The following is a 22,971-nucleotide window of genomic DNA, read 5'->3' as shown; positions in this document are numbered from 1 at the left end:
ATCACAATAAATGAACAATAAACGGATTCGAACCAAGCTTATCGCTGGTCTGGTAGCCTCTGCAGCCTTGTTTACCCAGCAAAGTGCTTGGTCTGAACAATATGCGGCCAACTTTAAAGGCACCGATATTCAGGAATTTATCAACATAGTTGGTAAGAACCTCAACAAGACCATCATTGTCGACCCCACCATACGCGGCAAAATCAATGTCCGCAGCTATGACATGCTCAACGATGAGCAGTATTACCAGTTTTTCCTCAACGTGCTGCAGGTCTACGGCTATGCCGTGGTCGAGTTGGAAAACAATGTCATCAAGGTGATTAAAGACAAAGACGCCAAGACCTCTTCCATTCGGGTTGCCGATGACAAGGCGCCTGGGCTGGGTGATGAGATGGTGACCCGCATTGTGGCGCTGTACAACACAGAAGCCAAGCAACTGGCGCCTTTGCTGCGTCAGCTCAATGACAACGCCGGTGGCGGTAACGTGGTCAACTATGATCCTTCCAATGTGTTGATGATCACCGGCCGTGCCAATGTGGTCAACAAGTTGGTGGAAATTGTGCGCCGGGTAGACAAGCAGGGCGACACCGAAGTGCAGGTAGTGCCCTTGGAATACGCCTCTGCCGGTGAGATGGTACGGATCATAGATACCCTCTATCGCGCCAGCGCCAACCAGGCACAACTGCCGGGACAGGCGCCCAAGGTGGTGGCCGACGAGCGGATCAATGCCGTGGTGGTCAGTGGCGATGAACGCAGTCGTCAACGGGTAGTCGAGCTTATTCATCGTCTCGACGCCGAGCAGGCCAGCACGGGTAACACCAAGGTGCGTTATCTGCGTTATGCCAAGGCCGAAGACCTGGTGGAAGTGCTGACCGGTTTTGCCCAAAAGCTGGAAGCTAAAGATGGCGCCACGCCGACTCCAGGTAGCGCCGCTGGTAAACGCCGCAATGAAATCAATATCATGGCCCATGAAGACACTAATGCCTTGGTGATCAGTGCCGAGCCGGATCAGATGCGCACTCTGGAGAGTGTGATCAACCAGTTGGATATCCGCCGCGCCCAGGTGCTGGTGGAAGCCATCATAGTCGAGGTCGCCGAAGGGGACGATGTGGGCTTCGGCATTCAGTGGGCCACCGAGGCTGGCGGCGGTACTCAGTTCAACAACCTGGGCCCCACTATAGGGGAGATAGGCGCGGGTATCTGGAATGCGCAGGACAAGAAGGCTTCCCAGACCTGTACCGGTTCGGGTGACAACCTGACCTGTACCGATAACCCTGACGTTAAAGGCGATATCACTCTATTGGCCCAGGCGCTCGGTAAGGTAAACGGTATGGCCTGGGGTGTGACCATGGGCGACTTTGGTGCCCTGGTGCAAGCTGTGTCCAGCGATACCAACTCCAACGTGTTGGCGACGCCTTCTATTACCACCCTGGATAACCAGGAGGCATCCTTCATTGTCGGTGACGAAGTGCCTATCCTCACCGGTGCGCAAAACTCCAGTAATGGCAACAGCAACCCATTCCAAACCGTTGAACGTAAGGAAGTCGGGGTCAAGCTCAAGGTGGTGCCACAGATCAACGAAGGCAACGCGGTTAAACTCACCATTGAGCAGGAAGTGTCCGGCATCAATGGCAAGACCAATGTGGACGTGACCTTTGCGACTCGTCGCCTGACGACTACCGTAATGGCCGACTCTGGCCAAATCGTGGTGCTGGGGGGACTGATCAACGAAGAGGTGCAGGAAAGCGTCCAGAAAGTGCCTTTCCTGGGCGATATCCCGATTCTGGGACACCTGTTCAAGTCATCCAGCAGCGGCAAGAAGAAAAAGAACCTGATGGTGTTTATCAAGCCGACCATCATCCGTGATGGTGTCACCATGGAAGGCATTGCCGGCCGTAAGTACAACTACTTCCGTGCTTTGCAGCTGGAACAGCAGGAACGTGGTATCAACCTGATGCCGAGGACTGATGTACCTATTCTGGAAGAGTGGAGCCAGGAAGAATACCTGCCACCCGAAGTCAATGAGATCCTCGATCGTTACAAGCAGGGTAAGGGACTGGATACCAAGATGCGTAAGACAGACTCCACCCTGAAGACCTTGGAAGAAAACAAGCAGGACGAAGCCGATGAGTGAAGTCCAGCCGCCAACAGACGATCTGGCCCAGGTTTCCAGTGAACTGGCGCTGACCGCCGAGGCTGAAAGTGACGAGCTGTTTCACTCAAGCAGCCGTGAGCGACTGCCGTTTGCCTTCGCCCACAGATACAATCTGGTGCTCAGTAAAGGCCAAGATGAACGGCTGACCCTCTATTACACCCAGGCAACACCTTTGTCTGTGTTGTTTGAGGTGCGTCGCTACGCCGGCCAGGAACTGCCGCTGCACAAACTGGAAGCCAATGAGTTTGAGCGCTACCTGACTCAGGCCTATCAGAGTAACTCTTCCGAGGCGCAACAGCTGATGGAGGACATAGGCAATGAGATGGATCTCTTTACCCTGGCAGAAGAGATGCCGCAGACCGAAGATCTGCTGGAAGGGGAAGATGATGCACCTATCATCAAGCTGATCAACGCCTTATTGTCTGAAGCCATCAAAGAAGAAGCCTCGGATATTCACATCGAAACCTACGAGAAGCAGCTGGTGGTGCGTTTCCGGGTCGATGGCGTGCTCAAGGAAGTGCTCAAGCCGAACCGTAAGCTTTCATCACTCCTGGTATCGCGGATCAAGGTTATGGCCCGTTTGGATATCGCCGAGAAGCGGGTGCCGCAGGACGGCCGGATCTCGCTGCGTATTGGTGGCCGCGCCGTGGATGTGCGGGTATCGACCATGCCGTCGAGCCACGGCGAGCGGGTCGTGCTGCGTCTGCTGGACAAGAACGCCGGTAATCTGGACTTGGCACAGCTGGGGATGAAAGACAGCATACGTCGCCAGTTTGATGAGCTGATCCGTAAACCCCACGGCATTATTCTGGTCACCGGCCCTACGGGTTCGGGCAAGAGTACCACCCTCTATGCCGGTCTGACCGAGATCAATCACAACGACATCAACATACTCACAGTTGAAGACCCGATCGAATACGAGCTGGAAGGCATAGGCCAGACCCAGGTCAACACCAAGGTGGACATGACCTTCGCCCGCGGCTTGCGAGCCATTTTGCGTCAGGATCCTGATGTGGTGATGATAGGGGAAATCCGTGACCTGGAAACGGCGCAGATTGCGGTGCAGGCCTCACTCACCGGCCACTTAGTGATCTCTACCTTGCACACCAACACGGCTTCCGGCGCCATTACCCGCTTGCAGGACATGGGCGTTGAGCCTTTCCTGGTGTCTTCCAGTCTGCTGGGGGTGCTGGCTCAGCGCCTGGTGCGGACTCTATGCAACGAATGTAAGGAAGCCCATGCCCCGGATGCCCGCGAACGTGAACTCCTGGGCATAGGCGATGAAGACGCGGTAATCTATCGTGCCAAGGGCTGCAAGAGCTGTGGCCATAACGGCTATCGTGGCCGTACCGGGATCCATGAACTGCTGCTGGTGGACGACAATGTCCGCGAACTCATTCACGGCGGCCGTGGCGAATTGGCGATTGAGAAATACATTCGTCAGCACAGCCCCAGCATTCGCCATGACGGCATGGTCAAGGTGCTGGCGGGGATCACTACCCTGGAAGAAGTGCTGCGCGTGACCCGCGAGGAGTAATTCATGGCGGCATTCGAGTATAAGGCGCTCAATCAAGCCGGAAAGCAGGTCAAAGGGGTTATCGAAGCCGATACCGCCAGACAGGCCCGCAGTCAGCTGCGTGAGCAGAAGCTGATGCCGCTGGATATCGCCCCGGTCACCGAAAAGGAAGCCAAGGCCAGCAGTGGCAGTTGGTTGGCCCGGCGCAAGAAGATCTCTGTGGCCGAATTGGCGCTGATCACCCGCCAGATAGCGACTCTGGTCGCCGCTGGTTTGCCGGTGGAAGAGGCCCTCAAGGCCGTGGGCCAACAGTGTGAGAAGGACCGTCTCGCCTCCATGGTGATGGCGGTACGCTCGCGGGTGGTAGAAGGCTACTCGCTGGCCGACTCCATGGCCGAGTTTCCCCATGTGTTTGATGATCTCTACCGCGCCATGGTGGCCTCGGGTGAAAAGTCCGGCCATCTGGAAGTGGTGCTCAATCGCCTGGCGGACTACACGGAGCGGCGCCAACAACTCAAGACCAAGCTGACCCAGGCGATGATCTACCCCATAGTGCTGACCACAGTGGCTATCGGCGTCATCGCCGTGCTGCTGGCGGCCGTGGTGCCCAAGGTGGTTGGCCAGTTCGAACATATGGGTCAGGAGTTGCCCGGTACCACCCAGTTTTTGATTGCCGCCTCTGACTTTGTTCAGCATTACGGCTTGTTCGTCCTGGGCGCGATAGTATTGCTGGCACTGCTGTTTCAGAAGATGCTCACCAAGCCCGCCTTCAAACTCAAGTATCACAAGCTGTTGCTGCGTTTGCCTGTGGTGGGCAAAGTCAGTAAGGGGTTGAATACTTCACGCTTTGCCCGAACCTTGAGTATCCTCAGTGCCAGTTCCGTGCCGCTGCTCGACGGCATGCGGATTGCCAGTGAGGTCTTGTTGAATGTGCGGGTGCGTCAGGCGGTGGAAGAGGCCACGGCCAGAGTGCGCGAGGGAACCAGTCTGGGGGCGGCACTGACTAATACCAAGCTGTTCCCGCCCATGATGTTGTATATGATAGCCTCGGGCGAGAAGAGTGGTGAGCTGGAGCAGATGCTCGAGCGCGCCGCAGATAACCAGGACAGGGAGTTCGAGTCCAACGTCAATATCGCCTTGGGGGTGTTTGAACCCCTGTTGGTGGTGAGTATGGCCGGGATAGTGTTGTTTATTGTTCTGGCGATTTTGCAACCGATATTGGCGCTCAACAATATGATTAGTGGCTGAGTCTCATTTCACCGCAGCCATTTGAGGTTTTTTAGGAGGAAGTAAGTTAATGCAAAGCAACAACAGACAGAAAGGTTTTACCCTGTTGGAAGTAATGGTGGTGATAGTGATCCTGGGGATCTTAGCCTCCATGGTGGTACCCAATCTGATGGGTAACAAGGACAAGGCCGACCAGCAAAAAGCGGTGTCTGACATAGTCGCGCTGGAAAACCAGCTGGATATGTACAAGTTGGACAACAGCGTGTACCCCACAACCGAACAGGGGCTGGAAGCTCTGGTCGAGAAGCCGACCATTTCTCCTGAGCCACGCAACTATCGTGACGGCGGTTATGTTAAGCGCCTGCCTATGGATCCCTGGGGCAATCCTTACCTGCTGATGAGCCCGGGCGAACACGGCAAGATCGACGTCTTCAGCTCAGGCCCTGACGGCCAACCTGGCACAGAAGACGACATAGGTAACTGGAATCTGCAAGACTTCCAATAAGATGCAAATTGGGCGCTCACGGGGTTTTACCCTGCTGGAAGTGATGCTGGTGGTGCTGCTGATGGGGCTGGCAGCTACGGCTGTGACCATGACCATGGGGGATAGCGGCCCCAAGCAGCAGTTAACCCGTGAGGCGCAGAGGTTTATGGCGGCCACCGAGACAGTGCTGGATGAAACTGTACTCAGTGGCCAGTTTATCGGCGTGGTGGTGGACAAGGATAAGTACCATTTCGTGCTGTTTAAAGAGAACAAATGGCAACCGCTGGAGCAGGACAGGCTGCTGGCCGAAAAGCAGTTGCCGGAAGGCATTACGCTGTCGGTCGAGCTCGAAGGCTTGCCTTTGGTGCAGGAAGATGAAGAACAGGACTCCTGGTTCGATGAGCCCTTTATCGAGTCGGATGCGGACAAGAAGAAGTTTCCCGAGCCGCAGATCATGCTGCTGCCAAGTGGCGAAATGACCGCTTTCGAGCTGAGCTTTATCGCCAGCGACAGCCTGGGCGAAACCGTCGAGGTGCTGGTCAGCGGCGATAGCCTGGGGCGGCTCAAACTGGGGAGATTCGATGATTTCGAATAACCCAGCCCGGCAAAGGGGGATGACGCTGCTGGAGGTGATAGTCGCCCTGGCAGTATTTGCCATTGCTGCGGTGGCCATTACCAAGAGCCTAGGCGATCAGATTGCCAATATGCCGATTCTGGAACAGCGCACCCTGGCGCAGTGGGTGGCCGATAACCAGATGGTGGACGCCAGGTTGGAAAAGGGCTTTCCGGCCCTAGGGCGTAAAGATGGTCGCAGTGAACTGGCAGGCCAAACCTGGTATTGGCGCAAAGAAGTGGTCAAGACCACAGATGATAATTTTCGGATGATCCGTATCAGTGTCAGTGATGATGACAAATTCGAGCGGATCATCGCTCAGGTGAACTCATATGTACTCAAGCAGGAATAGCGGCTTTACCCTGCTGGAGATGCTGATCGCCATAGCGATCTTCGCCATGCTGGGGCTGGCGGCCAACGCCGTATTACAAACTGTGCTGAAAAATGATGAGGTCACCCGTGACTTTTCACAGCAGCTCAAGTACCTGCAGCAGGGCTTTGGGGTATTGGAGCGGGATCTGGGACAGATGGTGGCCCGTACTCCTAGGCTGCTAGAGGGCGGCCGTGGCAACACAGTGCTGCAGACCGGGACAGATATGCTGGATTCTGAATCCGAGGCGCTGGTGTTCTTTCGTCTCGGTTGGCTTAATCCGGGTGGTTTGCTGCCAAGAGGCAGCCTGCAATCTGTGGCCTATGTAGTGCAGGAGGGGCGGTTCGAGCGTTGGTACTACCCCTATCCCGAGCCGGAGTTTGGCGCCGAACCGATTAAAACCGTATTGATGGACAGGGTGTTATCGGTCAAGTACGCGTTTTTTGTCGAGGATAAATGGCAGCGTCAGGTCGATGCCAGTAAGTTGCCCAAGGCGATCGCCATAGAGATAGAGACTGAGGATAGAGGCATCATTAGCCGCAAATTCCTGTTACCGGTTGGGGCCCCCGCGGCCGACAAACAGGATGACAATGGCGGCGGTGCCAATAACGGCAACCAGGACGATGAACCGCAAGAGCCGGGAGCCGATGGCCAGGAGGACGATAACTCTGGTCAAGGCAAGGAGGAGCTCTGATGGGAGGCAAACAAAGAGGTGTCGCCCTAATAGTGGTGTTGCTGATAGTGGCGATTGTGGCTGTGCTGGCCACCAGTATTACCGGGCGCAACCAGTTGTCGGTGCGCAGAACCTTGAACCTGGCGCAGTACGACCAGGCTTACTGGTATGCTATTTCGGCCGAAGAGTTGGCGCGTAAGGTATTGAAACAGGATTTGGATGACTCGGAAGGCAGGGTGCATCTGCAGCAATACTGGGCCATGGCAGATGTGCTGTTTCCGGCGGAAAACGGCGAAATCGGCGGCACCATTTCTGACCTTCGCAGCTGCTTTAACCTCAATGCCTTGAGTGTCAGCAGCAAAGAGGCCGACGGCCAGTCGCAAAAGATGCCGCTGGCCGCAAGACAGTTCAAGGGGTTGTTGGAATCCCTGGGGATGGATGAGTTCGGCGCCGAACGGCTGACGCATACCCTGAAAGATTATCTGGATGAGGACTCGATAACCTCACCCTTCGGCGCCGAAGATGCCGAGTATGAAGCAAGGGTGGTCCCTTATCGGGCGGCCAATACCTTAATGAGTCACAGCAGTGAGCTGCGGGCCGTGTTTGGTTTTAACCAAGAGACTTATCGCATTTTAAGGCCCTACGTTTGCGCCATACCGGGAAATGACCGACAGTTGCTGAACGTCAATACCATCAAGGTCGAGCAGGCAGCACTGTTGGCCGGCATGCTGGAAAATAAGATCTCGGTAGGTGAGGCCGAAAGCATTATTAACCAACGCCCCGCAGAGGGCTTCGACAAGATAGAAGATTTCTGGGCGTTGGGATCGCTGACCACTATTGCCAGTCAAGACGATCAGCTCAAGTCCAGTTTTGTGGTCGACAGTAAGTTTTTCAAGCTGGAGGCCAAGGCCAGGGTGGATGATGCCCTGTTCCGTTTGGAGAGCATGCTGCACGTAGTGGGTGGTAATCAGCTCGAAGTGTTGACCCGGCAATATGGCGGACAAGAATAACAAGACAAGCCCCTAAGCCTCCAAGGCCAGGGATTGTGGAGAATAATAGTGAGTGAACGCTTATTTATCCGTTTAGGCAAAAATCTGGGCTCGCCCTGTGCTTGGGTCGTTTGGTCTGAGCAGGAACAGGAGATTATCGCCTCGGGAGAACTGGCTGATGCGCGGTCACTGGAGACCTTGGCGCAGCGGGCCGGTAATCGCCCTGTCGATGTGTTGGTGCCGGCCAGCGCCCTTCAGCTCACCTCGGTTGAGCTGCCGGAAAAGGGCCAACGCCAGGCTCTAAAGGCGTTACCTTTTCTGCTTGAAGATACCCTGGCCCAGAATGTTGATGAGCTGCACTTTGTGGTTGGCCCCCGCAGTGGCGAGAGCCTGAGTGTCGTTGTCGTTGCTCACGAACAGATGCAAAACTGGCTCTCCTGGCTGAATGAGGCAGGGCTCAAAGTGCGTAAAATGGTGCCAGATTGCCTGGCACTGGAGCGGGAAGACTGTGATTGGGCCTTGATGGCCTATGAAGATCAGCTGTTGCTGCGTACCGGCGAAGGCATGGGGATGAGCATGCCCAAGGAGTGGCTGCAGCCCTTGCTGCCTAGACTGCTCGAAGAGCAGCAAACCGCGCCGAGCCTGGCCTGCTATACCGAATTTCAATGGCCAGAGCTGGAGTGTCGGCAGATGCCGCTGGAGATGCCCATGCTGGTGTTGGCCAAAGGTGTGCTCAAGTCGCCTGTCAATCTGCTGTCCGGCCCCTATGTCCCCAAGCGTGAATACAGCAAGCACCTGCTGCTTTGGAAGCGAGTAGCCGTTGTTGCCGCTGTCGCGCTGCTGCTCGGTCTGGTCAACAAGGGACTCAATATCCATCAGATGCAGATCGAGGCCGATGAGCTGAAGGCTCAGAGTGAAAGCATTTATCGCCAGGTGGTTCCCGGCAGTTCGCGGATAGTCAATCTGCGCTCGCAGCTGGAGTCTCAACTCAGAACCCTGCAGGGCAGTGGTTCGAGTGGTGAGTTCTTTGTCATGCTGGATGGACTCGAAGGTGCCTTTAAACAAGTGCCGGATCTCAAGCCCAACAGCCTGAGATTTGATGCCGGGCGGAATGAAATCCGTATGCAGGTGACAGCCAAGAGCTATGCCCAGATAGAGCAGTTTAAAGAGCTGGCCGGGCGTCAATTCCGTCTCGAAGGCGGGGCGATGAACAGTACTGACAATGCGGTCACCAGTACCCTGACCCTAAGGAGCAAATAAATGGAAAATTTGCGTAACTGGTGGGAATCACTGGCACAGAGGGAGCAGCAGTTGGTTGCCGCCATGGCGGTGATAGTGGCTGTTGGTATCCTCTACTGGGGGATCTGGACGCCGATCAGCAATGCCGAGCAGCAGGCGCAGAAGAGCCTCAATGCTCAAACCCAGATGCTCAGCTTTGTGAAACAGACGGCCAATAAGATTGCCGGTATCAAGCAGAGTGGTAACAGACCGGCTCTCAAGGGCAGTCTCAGCACTGTGGTGACCCAGAGCGCCGCCAGCTATGACCTGGAGATCACCCGCATGGCACCACAGGGAAAACAGATCCAGATCTGGATGGATGAAGTGCCCTTCGATAGCCTGATCTCCTATCTTGGCGATCTGGTACAGAAACAGGGCTTGTCGCTGGATAGCCTGGATCTGGCCGAGGGTGATAGCCCTGGCATGGTGAAAGTCAGACGAATCCAGTTATCTCAGTCGTAAGGTGTTGTCTTGAAACTGATTAGTAAAATAATACTCTGTGTGCTGATCTACCTGGCATTTATGCTGGCACTCTTCCCTGCACGCTTGGCGGTTTCGCTGGCCCCGCTGCCGGCCAATCTGCAGCTTGGTGGCGTCAGCGGCACCATCTGGAGCGGCAGCATTGATGTGATTAAGTTGCAGCAACGTCAGTTGGAGCAACTGAGTTGGGAGCTCAGCCCCTGGGCGCTGCTTACCGGCAGAGCCAAACTGGACTTCCAGCTGGGCAGTCGCGCCAGTGCCGTCAATGCCAAGGGCCTAGTCACCCTGGCTGCCGGTGGGATCAGCGCTGAGAAGTTGCGTTTTGAGGCTCCTGCCGAGTTTCTCTTGGCCGACAGTCGTCTGCCATTTCGCACTCAGGTAAGCGGTGAACTCTCAGTGTTACTGGACACCCTAGAGCAAGGCCAGCCTTGGTGTGAGGCTCTCGGCGGTAAAGTCTTTCTCAACCGGGTCGGCATCAAGAATCAGTTTGGCCAGTATCCTTTGGGAGACATAGAGCTCGGTCTGCAGTGTGTTGCCGGTCAGGTACAACTGGCGACCGATGAGGAGAAAAACGCCATAGGCGTGGCCGGTACCTTGCTGCTCAAGGCCAATGAGCAACTTGAGGTCAAGGCTCGCATTCGTGAGACTCAGGCTCAGTCTGAAGATCTGAAAAAAGCTTTGCCATTTCTGGGCAAGCGTGATGCCCAGGGATATTTCCCCATCAATTACAACGGCAAGATCCCGGGCTGGTGATAAGTCGGCAGTCGGGGGGCTCGGCTGCCGTTTAGTCAACTCGCCTCTTATGCCGATCTCAACGTTTCCGTGGCGGTATTCAGCCGTCCAACATCCTAAATGGCCCGGCAAACGCTGCGGCTCTGTTATTTCGTGTGAATTGGTATAACATGTAGCCTGAGTCACATTTTCAGTTCGTCAGCGTCAGAGGCCTCTATGACAGAGCGGCAGAAGAAGCCGGAAATATTACACACCGAAGTTGTCGCCCGCAGTCGTCTGTTTCAAATTGAACAGGTACATCTGCGTTTCTCCAATCAAGAGGAACGCCATTACGAACGGATGAAAGGCGCCAGCCGCGGCGCCGTGATGGTGGTGCCGGTTCTCAATGGTGAGTGGCTACTGCTGGGCAGTGAATATGCCGCGGGTACCCATAACTATGAGCTGGGCTTTCCCAAGGGGTTGATCGACCCGGGTGAATCCGCCGCCGAGGCCGCCAATCGTGAATTGCAGGAAGAGATAGGTTACGGTGCCCGTAAGCTGACCAAGCTGAAGGAGTTGAGCCTGGCCCCCGGGTATTTTGCCAGCAAGATGCAGATTTTCCTGGCCGAAGATCTCTACGAGAGCCGCCTGGAAGGCGATGAACCTGAACCGATAGAACTGGTTCCCTGGCCGCTGGCGCGCTGGCAAGAACTGCTGGATATGAATGACTTTTCAGAGGGACGCAGCGTCAGCGCCTTGTTTTTGGCGATGAAACAGCTGAAACTGACTGAGTCACCCTAAAAATTGGCCACTCCCGGCCACTGACTTTTGCTTATCCGATGGAAGGCGTTTGGAGTAGTTATGAAGCCAGAAGAGTTGATAGATCACGTTATTGCCATTGCAACGGAAGCGGGGCAGAAAATTCGTCAGATCTACCAACAAGGCAGTTTCAGCAAGGAAACCAAGGAAGACAACACCCCTGTCACATCGGCCGATATTGCCGCCCATAATATTATCTGCAGCAGCCTACAGGCATTGACCCCGGATATTCCGGTTTTGTCCGAGGAAGCCGCCGATATTCCCCTCTCTGAACGTGGCCACTGGCGCCGTTATTGGCTGGTGGATCCCTTGGATGGCACCGGAGAGTTCATTGCCGGCAGCGGCGACTTCTCGGTCATTATCGCCCTGGTCGAGCATAACCGCCCCATCATGGGCGTGGTTTATGCACCCATGACGGAGGTGTGTTACTACGCCATCGCAGGTCTTGGTGCTTACAAACGTACTCCCAAGGCTGAGTTGAGAATTCATAGCAAACAGTTGCCGAAAGAACAGAGCCACTCTCTGCGTCTGGCGGTCAGTCGCCGTCAGGATCCTCAGTCTGTGCTCAAGCTGTTCAACCAACCCAAACATTGTGAGCTCGTGGTGCTCGGCGGCGCGGCGCTCAAGAGCTGCCTGGTTGCCGAGGGCAGGGCAGATTGCTATGTGCGGGTGGGCCCCACGGGCGAGTGGGATACAGGCGCGGCGCAGATCATCATAGAAGAAGCCGGTGGCCAGTTGATGGATACCGAGTTGCAACCCCTGACCTACAACGAACGTGAGTCACTGGAAAACCCCAACTTTATTGTGGTCGGCTCCCCTCATCTCGAGTGGGACAAGATGTTGGCCGGAGACTGAACAGATGCAGATAAGACCAATATCCAGAGCCGATCTGGATGCCGTATTGGCCTTGGAGCTGGCAACCTTCGGTGAGCACTGCTACCCGGACTTCTTTTTCCGTCAGGCGCTGGATGCCTGGCCTTCGGCCTTTCTGGGGGCCTTTGTCGATGGGAAATTGGCCGGTTATCTGCTGCGGGTGACTGGCGAGCAGCCGAGACGCCATTGGTTGTTGTCACTGGCCGTGTCTCCTGCGCAGCAGGGCCAAGGGATAGGCAAGCGCTTGCTCAGTACTTGTCTGGATGATTGCCGCCATGGTGTCGATGAACTGCTACTGACGGTCGCGCCGGATAATCCTGCACGCCATCTCTACAGCCGCATGGGGTTTGAAAACCTGGGGCTGGAAGCCGACTATTTTGGCGTTGGTGAGCACAGGTTGCTGCTGCGCTGGCAAGCTCAATAGCCACAGCGTTGCGCTCGCCCCGGTGGTTGGGTGAGCGCGCCGGGTCGTGGTTGAGAACGCCATTCGATATAAAGCCATATACCCAAATCCTTGAACTCATTTTCCTGAGTGTATTGCCCCTGTGCCTGCGATGCACAGGAGGCTGGTCTGCCTGGATTCGATCACTTTTCTGAAGATATTTCCCAAGGTTAACTAACGGTATTCAGCAATCCTGTCTAAAAAATATCATATTGTGAACATTGTTTTTTATTTTGAAGGCTGTTAGTCTGCTGCCATCTCTTTTCAGGAATGGACACTATGGCAAGACGCAAGGAACACAGTCATCAAGAGATCCGCCTCATGGCACTGGATGCCGTCGAGCAGTTGTTGACGCAGGAGGAATATACCAGCCTGAGTCTTAGACGGATCGCCTCCCAAGTGGGCTATGCCCCCAGTACCCTAATCAACCTCTTTGGTAGCTACAACTATCTGCTCCTGAGCGTATCCGCCAGGGTCTTGGAGCGCCTGCTTGAGCAAATGCAATTGGTGTGCGAACAAACATTCGCAACCGGCGAGCTGAAGCTGTTGGCACTGGCCAAGGCTTATGCCGAGTTTGCCCATAGCCAACCCCAGGCATTTCGTTTGGTGTTTGCCTTGCATCTGGGGCCGGAAGAACCTCTGCCGGAATCGCAACAACAGCTGATTGCCGAGCTGATAGGCTTGCTCGAACAGCAACTCGGTGACTTGTTGCCAAACTTGCCCTCATCCAAGTTGGCGCTCGCCAGTCGCAGCTTCTGGAGCAGTATCCATGGGCTGACCGGCCTGGCGCTGGACGATAAGCTCTTCAGTCAGGCTTCGTGGTTGCAGTTACTGACATTTCAGGTGGACTTGTGGTGGACGGCGATGCAACTGGAGGAGGGAACATGTTCCTGAGTAAACGATTTTTACCCTATTTCGCCACTCAATGTCTGGGGGCACTCAACGACAACATCTACAAGAATGTGTTGCTGCTGCTGGTGACCTACAGCCAGGTCGATAACCTGCCGATGAGTGTCGATCTGTTTGTTAATCTGGCGGCGGGGATCTTCATCTTGCCTTTCTTTCTGTTTTCCGCCCATGCGGGGATGGTGGCCGACAATATGGACAAGGCGCTGATGATCCGCAGGTTAAAGCTGCTGGAGCTTATCATCATGTCCTGCGCCGCCGCGGCGATTATGGCGCAAAGCTATCTGTTGATGTTGCTGCTGCTGTTTCTTACCGGCACCCAATCGGCCTACTTTGGCCCGGTAAAATACTCGCTGCTGCCGCAGGCGCTTAGAGAAGATGAGTTGGTCACCGGTAACGCCTGGGTAGAGATGGGCACCTTTCTGTCTATTTTGATAGGCACCTTGAGTGCCGGGCTGCTGGTAACCAGTGACAACGGCCTGATGTGGGCGGCGATAACTGTATCTGTGCTGGCCTTGGCCGGTTTCCTCTCCAGCCGGGCGATTCCATCACTGCCGGCGCCGATGCCGATAGACAAGGTACGCTTTGCGCCCCTGTCCGGCACTCTGGCCAGTATCAAGCGGGTACGGCAAACGCCGTCAATCTGGATGGCGATTTTGGCAATCAGTTGGTTCTGGTTTTTGGGTGCCACCTACCTGACCCAGTTCCCCAATTTTGCCAGAGGCTCGCTGCACTCGGACGCCACTGTGGTGTCGCTGCTGCTGGCGCTGTTTTCCATAGGTATTGCGGTCGGCTCCTTTGTTTGTGAGCGCTTCTCCTTTGGTCATGTAGAGCTGGGGTTGCTGCCTTTCGGGGTGGCCGGGTTAACCTTTTTTGGCCTGGATCTGCTGTGGGCCATTCCTGACTACAGCCAACTACCGGCGGGATATCTCTATGACATAACTGAGTTTGTCGGCCGCAGTGAACACTTTAGGTTGATGTTGGCACTATTTATGGTGGGGGTTAGTGGCGGCCTGTTTATTGTGCCTCTGTACGCCTTTATTCAGTCGCGTTCGGCCCCGGGTGAATGTGCTCAGGCCATAGCCGCCAACAATATCATCAATGCCCTGTTTATGGTGTGTTCGGCGATATTGTCGATAATATTGCTGGAGCTGGTGGGTCTGTCGATCCCTCAGCTATTTACTCTGCTGGCGGTATTCAACGCCGTGGTAGCGTTGTATGTCTATAGCCGGGTGCCTGAATTTACGCTGAGGTTTATCAGCTATCTGCTGAGCCATCTCTTGTATCGTCTTAAGGTTGAAGGCCGGGAAAACATTCCCAAGCAGGGGGCTGCCGTGCTGGTGTGTAACCATGTCAGTTACGTCGATGCCTTGGTGCTGCTGGGAGCATCCACTCGCCCGGTGCGCTTTGTGATGGATAAGAGCATAAGTGAAATGCCCCTGCTCAAGTATCTGTTTCGCCACGCCGGGGTGATCCCTATCTGCTCACCGAAAAAGTGCATTGATACCTATACCCGGGCCTTCGAGCGTATTCACCAGGCGCTGACCAATGAGGAGTTGGTGTGTATTTTCCCTGAGGGCAGGTTGTCTCCCGATGGTGAATTGCATGAGTTCCGGCCCGGTATCGAACAGATACTGGCAAAGGATCCTGTGCCTGTGGTGCCTATGGCGCTCAAAGGTTTGTGGGGATCTTATTTCAGCCACAAAGATGGCCATGCTCTGACGACCCGGCCAAGACGTTTCTGGTCCAGGATTAAGGTCAATATCGCAGCTCAGGTACCCGGTGCAGAGGAGAGCCGTCACTCGCTGCAACAGCGGGTAGCCGATCTGCTGGCCAAACCCGACCGCTGAGGTCATGTTAACGAAAGAGCCCGGCATTTGCCGGGCTCTTTAGATTGAATCTCTTGCTTTTGAATTCATTTGGAGCGGTTTGACCGCCTCTCATCCAGCCACTGGTGAATGGCCTGACGGTCTCCGCGGAAGATGATCCGCTCGGCCTTTTTTTCCAGTTGGTACTGGTACATGGGGTCGTAATACTTCTCCAGCAGTAGAGTAATCCACTCCAGGTGTTGCTCTGTAGTGTTGCGTTGCAACTGTGTCTGCAAGCTTGAGTCGACCAGTTCCAGTAGTTGGTCAGTTTGTTGATGTCCCATACGCTTGCGTATGCCCTCGACACTCTGACGCAGATAGGCGCCAAACGCCGCCATGCCTTCTTCTGCGCCATAATGCTGTTCAAAACCGCGCAGCATCTTGTGCACATACTCATCCAGAAGGCGAGGGAGTCTGGCCTCCAGTGGCTCTTCCAACACCACAACCTGCGCCTGTTGCATGGCACTGAAGAAGGCTTTGGGTATGGCGCGGCGGCCAATCAGGAAGCTTTCGTCTTCCAGCAGCAGGCAGGACTCTTGCCTCTCTTGATGCCTCAACAGTTCCCGAGCCAAGCTGTTTTCAAAATTGATCTGACTGGGCTGTGGCGTCACATTCTTGCCAAAGCTCGAGCCTCTGTGATTGGCTGTGCCCTCCAGATCCACAGCTTCACTGCGGCTGAGAATAAACTCTGTCTTGCCTGAGCCGGTAATACCGCTGAGGATCAACAGCTGTTGCTGCTGCGGGGTGTTATCTATGGTATCGATAAGATACTGGCGCATCGCCTTGTAGCCACCCTGAATATAGGGCACTTCAAGACCGGCCTCGCGGATCCATTGCTGGGTCAGTTGAGAGCGCAGACCACCCCGAAAACAGTAGAGGTTGGCATCTGGGTGGGCGCTGAAGAAATCCAGCCAGGCTTGAATACGCGCGGCCTTGATCTTGCCTTTGACCAGTGAATGGCCGAGCTCTATGGCGGCGGCCTGCCCATGCTCTTTATAACAGGTGCCTACCTTCTGCCTTTCGCTGTCATTCATCAATGGCAGGTTAGTGCTGGCCGGAAAGGCACCCTTGGCAAACTCAACCGGCGCCCGCAGATCGACCAGGGGACGATCGGATAGGAATATCTCCCGGTACTCTGCAGGCGCGATTATCTGTCGACTCATACCAGCTCCACCCATTGCTGACGGTCGTCGCGATGGTCGAGCGCACCTATACAGTGTAGCTCCAGCCCTTGATTGGTCAGCAGTTGCTGCAGTTCGGCCTCACCCTCGGCGCCGACGGCGATGAGTAGACCGCCGCTGGTTTGCGGATCGCACAGTAAGGCTTTTTGTTGCTCGGAAACCTCGGGGAGGTGCTCACCGTAGCTGTCAAAGTTTCTGTGGGTGCCACCCGGGATACAACCCATGGCCAGATACTCGGAGGCTTTTTCCAGCAGTGGCAGTTTGGCGGTATCTATGCTGGCCTTGAGGTTGGCGCCCTGACACATCTCCAGCAGGTGGCCTGCCAGACCAAAGCCTGTCACGTCTGTCATGGCGTGAACCGTGCTTATCTTGGCGACTTCGGCACCTATCTTATTGAGTTGGCACATGGCCTCTGGGGCGATATTGACATCCTGTGGCGCCAGCTTCTTCTGCTTTTGTGCCGTGGTCAGTATGCCAATTCCCAAGGGCTTGGTGAGATAGAGCTTATCACCGGCCTTGGCGGTATCGTTCTGCTTGAGGTGCTCCAGCGCCACTGTGCCGGTTACCGCTAGGCCGAAGATAGGCTCAGGCGCGTCTATGCTATGGCCTCCGGCCAACATGATCCCGGCATCCATGCAGGCTTGGCGTCCGCCATCCACGACCTGCTGGGCTATCTCGGGTGACAGCTTGTTCACCGGCCAACCCAGAATGGCAATCGCCATAATAGGCTTGCCGCCCATGGCATAGATATCGCTGATGGCGTTGGTCGCCGCGATACGGCCGAAGGTGAAAGGGTCATCGACTATCGGCATAAAGAAGTCGGTAGTACTGATAATGCCTGTGTGATCATCCAGCTGATAGACCGCCGCATCATCCCGGCTCTGGTTGCCGACCAGCAGGCGGGGATCTTTAAAGTCCGGCAGCTGAGAGGCCAAAATAGTGCTGAGAACTTTGGGGGAAATCTTGCAACCGCAACCTGCGCCGTGGCTGTATTCCGTGAGTTTGACTGACTGATCTGACATAGTCGGATCCCTGAATGATTGAAATAACCCCCGATCATAAACAGAAACGGCCGCAGTACAAGTCGGCCGTTTCACAACTCAAGTAAATTTTGTTAAGCGGATCGCTAACCTTCTACTGTTAATAAAGACTTTAGGCGATGCTGGCCCGTAGTCGGTGCCATTGTTTGCGTTGGGCGCGAAAACGTAAACGCATTTCGCTCACCTGCGAAAGCAGATGTTTATCGGCCAACTGCTGCTTGCGTGCTTCGAGCAGCGCCTTTTTGGCTTCGAAGTAGGCCAGCAAGTGGCTCTTTAACTCTTCGTATTCAGCCTGCAGCTTTTCCAGGACCTCCTCGCAATTGGGCAGGTGGGCCACCTTATGCTGGGCGCACTTGAGTTGCATCTGCAACTTGGCCGCCTCGATGCGTTCCTGAGGGATCTTGCGTAGGTCTTTGGCTAGGCTAAACCAGGACAGAAAACGGATCAGCCACTTGGTAGGGTCGTACTGCCACCAATGGATACCATTGCGGTAATCGTTTTCAAAGATATGGTGGAAGTTATGGTAACCTTCACCATAAGTGAACAGCGCCAGCACACCGTTATCTCTGGCACTGTTGCGATCTGTATAGGGTTGTTTGCCCCAGATATGCGCCAGCGAGTTAATGAAGAAGGTGCAGTGATGCACTACCACCAGGCGGAGCAGGCCAGCCAGCAGCAACATCGACAGGATATCGCCGTTCAACCAGCCAAGCAGGGCGGGTAGGCCTACATTCATCAGCAGTGCCAGTAGCAGATAATGCTTATGTTGCCACATGATAATGGCATCATTTTGCAGGTCTCTGACGTTGTTGTAATCGTGATAACGCTGTGCCTGATACTCCCTGAGCATCCAACCAATATGGCTGTACCAGAAACCCATGTTCGCTGAATAAGGATCCTTGTCATTGTTGTCCACATGCTTGTGATGAACACGATGATCCGAGGCCCAATGTAAGGCGCTGTTCTGCAACGCCAGCGCACCACCTAGGGCAAACAGGAAACGCACGGCCGGATGGGCTTTATAAGCCTTATGTGACCACAGCCTGTGGTAACCGGCGGTAATAGACAAACCACTGGCAAAGGCCAACAGTACGAAGGTGAACCATTCACTGAGCTCAAAGCCATGACTGATGCCTCGCCAAGGCACCAAAATACAAGCACCGGCAAACGTCAGCAGGAAGAGGATCAGGTTGGTCCAGATGAGGGGAGGTTTTTTCATTATGATGACTTCCAAAACACTTTAAGCTAACAAGTGTACGCTAAGTTGCTATTAGAGCACAATCACAGTGACACTAGCCGAGGATGTGATTATTGAGTAAAGCCTGTATTATTTGCGCAACAGATCCAGCGAACGGAATAAAGATGGGAATCAGAGCACAGCAGAAAGAGAAGACCCGCCGCGCCTTGGTGGATGCTGCATTCAATCAATTGAGTGCCGAGCGTAGCTTTTCCAGTCTGAGTCTTAGGGAAGTGGCCAGGGAAGCCAATATAGCGCCGACCTCTTTCTACCGTCATTTCAAGGATATGAATGAGTTAGGACTGACTATGGTCGATGAAGGTGGCCTGACGTTGAGACAGATGATGCGTAAGGGACGTCAGCGCGCCGAGGCCGGCGGTAGTGTTATCCGCATCTCGGTCGACACCTTTATGGAAGTATTGGAATCCAACCCCAACGTATTCAGGATCCTGTTGCATGAGCGTTCTGGCACTTCTGCCGCCTTTCGTGCCGCCGTGGCGCGGGAGATAGAACACTTTATCTCGGAATTAGCGCACTACACCGAGGACACAGCCGGCCGCAGCCCTGAATTGGCTAGGGCACAGGCCGAGGCTCTGGTGACTCTGGTGTTCAATGCCGGCGCCGCTGCTTTGGATATGAAACGTGCCGATCGCAAGATTCTGGCCGACCGGCTGGTGACTCAGTTGCGAATGGTGGCAACGGGCGCCGAAGCGTTGCAGCAAAAGCGCGATAGCCGCTGATAAAAATTTTTTGCCCAAACAAAAGAGCCTTTCGGGGCTCTTTTGTTTGGTTCATCCCTTCCAGTCGGCAGGGGTGTAATGGATGAACCGTTGAAGTCTCCATTCCATCTATGACCTCTGCTTTATCTGTGCAGTCCCACATTTCTTTGAGTTGCTTCGGTAGTCCTTTCCTCTTTAACTGCAGTTAAAAAGGGGGGACGTCCCTCTATGAACTGGACGGTGACGCTTATGCGGAGCCCGCAAAGCCGTTTTGATAATCGCTTTGCAGGTTCTGCAGTCTTTCATGGTATCGGCCAGTGTCTTATTGGGCTTGCCACGCCTAATCTATAGGCTTTTTCTGGAAAGCAGTACACCCGCTTCCATGTGGTCGGTATAGGGGAACTGATCAAACAGGGCAAAGCGTTTGATCTCGTGAGTTTGACTCAACTGTTCGAGATTATCGGCCAGGGTTTGCGGGTTGCAGGAAATATAGAGGATGGACTCATAGCCCTGCACCAGATTAACAGTATCGGGATCTAGGCCGGCTCGCGGTGGATCAACAAAGATGGTGTTGCAGTCGTAACTCTTGAGGTCAATTCCTTCCAGACGTCTGAAGCTACGCTCCCCCGTCATGGCCTGGGTAAATTCCTCGGCCGACATACGAATGATCTGCAGATTCTCAGTGCCATTTTGCTCAATATTGTATTGAGCGGAATCGACCGAGGGTTTAGCTAACTCGGTTGCCAGCACCTTGTTGAAGTTTTGTGCCAGGGCTATGGAGAAGTTACCGTTGCCACAATAAAGCTCAAGCAGATCGCCACTACTGTGGCGGGTACAGTCTATCGCCCACTCCAACATCTTGGTTGCCACTTGGGCATTGGGCTGGGTGAAGCTGTTTTCTACTTGTTTATAGATGTATTCCTGCTGGTTGACTTGCAGACGTTCGATGACGAAATCTCTGTCCAACACAAACTTCTGTTTGCGTGCTCGACCGATAATGTCGACCTTGAATGCTTTCTCGAGCCTCTGTTTCAACGCCGTGGCTTCATTGAGCCAGTTATCGTCCAACTGCTTGTGATACAGCAGTGACACCAAAATCTCGCCGGACAAAGTAGAGAGGAAGTCTACTTGAAACAGCTTGTGCCTCAGTATGCTGTTGGGGCGCAGCTCGGCCATCAGTGCTGGCATCATTTGATTGATTAGCGCGCTGGCGGGCAGAAACTGATCGCAACGAACCTTAGCTTTTTGCTGTTGGTCAAACATATAGTAGTAGAGATCTTCCCCGTCATGCCAAACCCGGAATTCAGCCCTCATACGGTAGTGTTGTGGAGCAGAGGGAAACACCTCCAGAGCTGGGGGAGTGAAGCGGGCAAAGGCCTGTTCCAGTTTGAGGCGCTTTTGTTCCAGCTGCGCATCATATTGACTTGGGTCCATTGCTTCTAAATTCATAATATTCACTCTTGGCTTCAAACGGGGGCGCAAATATTATACTACGTGGCGCCGATGTCCAGTTTCACGCCTTTGTGCTTTTGCCCAAGCTATGAAAAAATAGCGCTTCATCTGCCGTTGTGGCCTCAAGCCACGACATCTTTTGTATATCGTTTAGAGGCTCAACTTGTCGCGACCCATACTGGTTTTTGACTCAGGCATAGGTGGCCTGTCTGTGCTTGGGGAGATCCGCAAGCTATTACCACAGAGACAGTATTGCTATCTGTTTGATAACGCGCGCTTGCCCTACGGTGAGTTGGCGGAAGCCGAGTTGATAAGTGGGTGTGTAAATCTGGTTGTGACTATGGCTAAACAGATAGATGCCGCGATAGTGGTCATCGCCTGCAATACGGCCAGCACCTTGGTTCTTCCCGAGTTGAGGGCTCAACTGACGATCCCGGTTGTTGGTGTTGTCCCGGCAATTAAACCGGCGGCGGCTATCTCCAAGCGCAAACATATAGGTTTGTTGGCCACCCCAGGCACAGTCAAGAGAGCTTACACTAAGGAGCTGATCAACCACTTTGCCGATGATTGCCGAGTCGAGCTCTTTGGTTGCTCTGAGCTGGTGTTGCTTGCGGAGGCTAAGGCAGCCGGCCAGGTGATCGATATAGAAGAAATTGCAAGGTTGCTGCAACCTGTCATCTACAGTGAATTGGATGTGTTGGTACTTGGTTGCACTCATTTCCCTATGTTGAGGTCTGAGATACAACAAATAGTTGGCACGGGTGTGCAGTTGTTGGATTCTGGCGAGGCGATTGCGAAACGGGTCAAGAGCTTGCTGCAATATCAGCAAGAGCCGACTTCTTTAAAGCAAATCGATAATGAGCGGGCCTTCTATACCAGTAAGGATATTACAGAAGGATTGAAATCAACGCTGGCCGAGTATGGTTTTGTTCAAACGGCCAAGACTTCGACCAGCGTGATAGAGTCGAACGGGGGTTGAGACTACTCTTGTTTATCTGTCTCTTGTGATTTGGCTTCGCGTACTTTCAGGGTGCGTTCCTGAAAGATGAAGTCATTTAATTTGGTCATTGCCTTTTGAGCACCGGCTTCAGACATCTCCACGAAACCAAACCCCTTGCGTCTGCCGGTCTTGCGGTCTCTGACCAAGCGAACCGAATTTACCGGACCATATTCCTCAAACAATGACTTTACTTCAGTATCGTGAGCTCTATAAGGCAGATTACCCACGTAGAGGGTCATAGTCGGACCATTATAAGTTTCTTGTCCTTTTGCTTGAACCTGACTTGGGCTAGAAGTAAAGGTATATACAGCGGCAGCAAGAAGGGCTCCAATGGGGAAGGCTAAAAATGCAGGCAGTTGAGGTGTGAACTGGTATATCGCAAATGCTCCAAGAATGGCGATACCCAGCACAATCAAAAATGACTTTTGCATAAAAAATGTTCTCAGTGAAGAAGAGTTGATAAATTACTGTTAACAGCGATGACTATGGTAATGAATTATTTACCTTTAAACCAGACTGATGCCCAAAAAATGACCTTTGCTCTCATTTTTGAATAATGATAAGGCTGTTTTTTGAACGAATTTGAGGTTGGGAGTACGGTTAATAATCAGTGTGATGAAAAGGTGTTCGCTTGGTGCTTGGTGGGGGAAAAAGCCCTTGCGTAAATGTTTTGGCTCCCTATAATGCGCTCCCACTGACACGGCACAGCGGCAACGCGAAAGACGTGACAGGGTCGAAGAAAAGCGGCTCTTGAGTCCTTTCAACGACAGGCGAAAAAAGATGGTAAATACCTCTTGACGCCGAAGCAGGAAAGCGTAGAATACGCAGCCCTGACCCGATGGGAACCATCGTGGTACTGCTCTTTAACAATCTATCAAGCAATCTGTGTGGACACTCACAGGCATTGAGAAATCGACAAAACGATTTAACTCGATGAA

23 protein-coding genes are annotated in these 22,971 nt (G+C 53.9%); 18 read left to right on the top strand and 5 right to left on the bottom strand.

Annotated elements, in window-relative coordinates:
• The first annotated feature begins 10 nt into the window (after nucleotides 1–10).
• The 16 genes from gspD to CBE72_RS14100 all read left to right on the top strand — a co-directional run bounded on the left by gspD (nucleotide 11) and on the right by CBE72_RS14100 (nucleotide 15,386).
• Entirely contained in the window at nucleotides 11–2,134 is a 2,124-nt protein-coding gene (gene gspD, locus CBE72_RS14175; protein WP_100144357.1) for a type II secretion system secretin GspD, read from the top strand.
• Nucleotides 2,127–3,692 (top strand): type II secretion system ATPase GspE, encoded by a 1,566-nt coding sequence (gene gspE / locus CBE72_RS14170; protein ID WP_100144355.1) that lies wholly within the window; start codon nucleotides 2,127–2,129, stop codon nucleotides 3,690–3,692. Before gspD ends, gspE begins: the two co-directional genes overlap by 8 nt.
• Nucleotides 3,693–3,695: 3 nt before the next feature.
• A complete protein-coding gene (gene gspF, locus CBE72_RS14165; protein ID WP_100144353.1) occupies nucleotides 3,696–4,919 on the top strand; it encodes a type II secretion system inner membrane protein GspF in 1,224 nt (407 codons plus the stop codon).
• A 49-nt stretch (nucleotides 4,920–4,968) separates the two neighbouring features.
• The gene (gspG, locus tag CBE72_RS14160) at nucleotides 4,969–5,403 is read left to right on the top strand and encodes a type II secretion system major pseudopilin GspG (RefSeq protein ID WP_100144351.1); all 435 of its coding nucleotides are present in this window, start codon (nucleotides 4,969–4,971) and stop codon (nucleotides 5,401–5,403) included.
• 1 nt (nucleotide 5,404) lies between these two features.
• Nucleotides 5,405–5,977, top strand: a complete 573-nt coding sequence (gspH, locus tag CBE72_RS14155; RefSeq protein ID WP_100144349.1) for a type II secretion system minor pseudopilin GspH — start codon at nucleotides 5,405–5,407, stop codon at nucleotides 5,975–5,977.
• On the top strand, nucleotides 5,964–6,347 hold the full coding sequence (gene gspI / locus CBE72_RS14150; RefSeq protein ID WP_100144347.1) for a type II secretion system minor pseudopilin GspI: 384 nt from the start codon (nucleotides 5,964–5,966) through the stop codon (nucleotides 6,345–6,347). Before gspH ends, gspI begins: the two co-directional genes overlap by 14 nt.
• On the top strand, nucleotides 6,328–7,059 hold the full coding sequence (gene gspJ / locus CBE72_RS14145; RefSeq protein WP_100144345.1) for a type II secretion system minor pseudopilin GspJ: 732 nt from the start codon (nucleotides 6,328–6,330) through the stop codon (nucleotides 7,057–7,059). The genes gspI and gspJ overlap by 20 nt, the downstream gene beginning before the upstream one ends.
• On the top strand, nucleotides 7,059–8,048 hold the full coding sequence (gene gspK, locus CBE72_RS14140; protein ID WP_100144343.1) for a type II secretion system minor pseudopilin GspK: 990 nt from the start codon (nucleotides 7,059–7,061) through the stop codon (nucleotides 8,046–8,048). The genes gspJ and gspK overlap by 1 nt, the downstream gene beginning before the upstream one ends.
• 48 nt (nucleotides 8,049–8,096) lie before the next feature.
• Complete coding sequence (gene gspL / locus CBE72_RS14135) at nucleotides 8,097–9,287, top strand: type II secretion system protein GspL (protein WP_100144341.1); 1,191 nt, start codon at nucleotides 8,097–8,099, stop codon at nucleotides 9,285–9,287.
• On the top strand, nucleotides 9,288–9,767 hold the full coding sequence (locus tag CBE72_RS14130; protein WP_100144340.1) for a type II secretion system protein M: 480 nt from the start codon (nucleotides 9,288–9,290) through the stop codon (nucleotides 9,765–9,767).
• Between the two features lie 9 nt (nucleotides 9,768–9,776).
• Nucleotides 9,777–10,538, top strand: coding sequence for a type II secretion system protein N (locus CBE72_RS14125; RefSeq protein ID WP_100144338.1), 762 nt, complete (start codon nucleotides 9,777–9,779; stop codon nucleotides 10,536–10,538).
• Nucleotides 10,539–10,733: 195 nt separating this feature from the next.
• Entirely contained in the window at nucleotides 10,734–11,297 is a 564-nt protein-coding gene (gene nudE, locus CBE72_RS14120; RefSeq protein ID WP_100144336.1) for an ADP compounds hydrolase NudE, read from the top strand.
• Between the two features lie 60 nt (nucleotides 11,298–11,357).
• The gene (cysQ, locus tag CBE72_RS14115; protein ID WP_100144334.1) at nucleotides 11,358–12,170 is read left to right on the top strand and encodes a 3'(2'),5'-bisphosphate nucleotidase CysQ; all 813 of its coding nucleotides are present in this window, start codon (nucleotides 11,358–11,360) and stop codon (nucleotides 12,168–12,170) included.
• A gap of 4 nt (nucleotides 12,171–12,174) precedes the next feature.
• Complete coding sequence (locus CBE72_RS14110) at nucleotides 12,175–12,612, top strand: GNAT family N-acetyltransferase (RefSeq protein ID WP_100144332.1); 438 nt, start codon at nucleotides 12,175–12,177, stop codon at nucleotides 12,610–12,612.
• Nucleotides 12,613–12,909: 297 nt separating this feature from the next.
• Nucleotides 12,910–13,524, top strand: coding sequence for a TetR/AcrR family transcriptional regulator (locus tag CBE72_RS14105; RefSeq protein WP_157929092.1), 615 nt, complete (start codon nucleotides 12,910–12,912; stop codon nucleotides 13,522–13,524).
• Nucleotides 13,515–15,386, top strand: a complete 1,872-nt coding sequence (locus tag CBE72_RS14100) for an MFS transporter (RefSeq protein ID WP_100144329.1) — start codon at nucleotides 13,515–13,517, stop codon at nucleotides 15,384–15,386. Before CBE72_RS14105 ends, CBE72_RS14100 begins: the two co-directional genes overlap by 10 nt.
• Before the next feature lie 65 nt (nucleotides 15,387–15,451).
• Here CBE72_RS14100 and mnmH read toward each other — a convergent pair whose 3' ends face one another.
• From mnmH to CBE72_RS14085, 3 genes are all read right to left on the bottom strand, one after another.
• Nucleotides 15,452–16,567 (bottom strand): tRNA 2-selenouridine(34) synthase MnmH, encoded by a 1,116-nt coding sequence (gene mnmH, locus CBE72_RS14095; RefSeq protein WP_100144327.1) that lies wholly within the window; start codon nucleotides 16,565–16,567, stop codon nucleotides 15,452–15,454.
• Entirely contained in the window at nucleotides 16,564–17,607 is a 1,044-nt protein-coding gene (selD, locus tag CBE72_RS14090; RefSeq protein ID WP_100144325.1) for a selenide, water dikinase SelD, read from the bottom strand. Before selD ends, mnmH begins: the two co-directional genes overlap by 4 nt.
• Before the next feature lie 130 nt (nucleotides 17,608–17,737).
• Nucleotides 17,738–18,844 (bottom strand): acyl-CoA desaturase, encoded by a 1,107-nt coding sequence (locus CBE72_RS14085; protein ID WP_100144323.1) that lies wholly within the window; start codon nucleotides 18,842–18,844, stop codon nucleotides 17,738–17,740.
• 143 nt (nucleotides 18,845–18,987) lie between these two features.
• On the opposite strand from CBE72_RS14085, the gene fabR reads away from it, so the two are divergent.
• Nucleotides 18,988–19,602: an HTH-type transcriptional repressor FabR gene (gene fabR / locus CBE72_RS14080; protein WP_025010659.1), complete on the top strand. Its 615-nt coding sequence runs from the start codon at nucleotides 18,988–18,990 to the stop codon at nucleotides 19,600–19,602.
• Nucleotides 19,603–19,926: 324 nt separating this feature from the next.
• Here the strand turns inward: fabR and trmA are convergent, their stop codons facing one another.
• Nucleotides 19,927–21,030 (bottom strand): tRNA (uridine(54)-C5)-methyltransferase TrmA, encoded by a 1,104-nt coding sequence (trmA, locus tag CBE72_RS14075; RefSeq protein ID WP_100144321.1) that lies wholly within the window; start codon nucleotides 21,028–21,030, stop codon nucleotides 19,927–19,929.
• A 166-nt stretch (nucleotides 21,031–21,196) separates the two neighbouring features.
• On the opposite strand from trmA, the gene murI reads away from it, so the two are divergent.
• Complete coding sequence (gene murI / locus CBE72_RS14070; protein ID WP_100144319.1) at nucleotides 21,197–22,012, top strand: glutamate racemase; 816 nt, start codon at nucleotides 21,197–21,199, stop codon at nucleotides 22,010–22,012.
• 2 nt (nucleotides 22,013–22,014) lie between these two features.
• Here murI and CBE72_RS14065 read toward each other — a convergent pair whose 3' ends face one another.
• Nucleotides 22,015–22,464 carry an RNA recognition motif domain-containing protein gene (locus CBE72_RS14065; protein WP_100144317.1) on the bottom strand — a complete coding sequence of 150 codons (450 nt, stop codon included), beginning with the start codon at nucleotides 22,462–22,464 and terminating at the stop codon, nucleotides 22,015–22,017.
• Between the last annotated feature and the right edge of the window lie 507 nt (nucleotides 22,465–22,971).

The organism is Shewanella carassii (genome assembly GCF_002777975.1).
In the GTDB taxonomy this organism is placed as follows: Bacteria; Pseudomonadota; Gammaproteobacteria; order Enterobacterales; family Shewanellaceae; genus Shewanella; species Shewanella carassii.
This window is presented reverse-complemented; position numbering and strand designations above follow the sequence as displayed.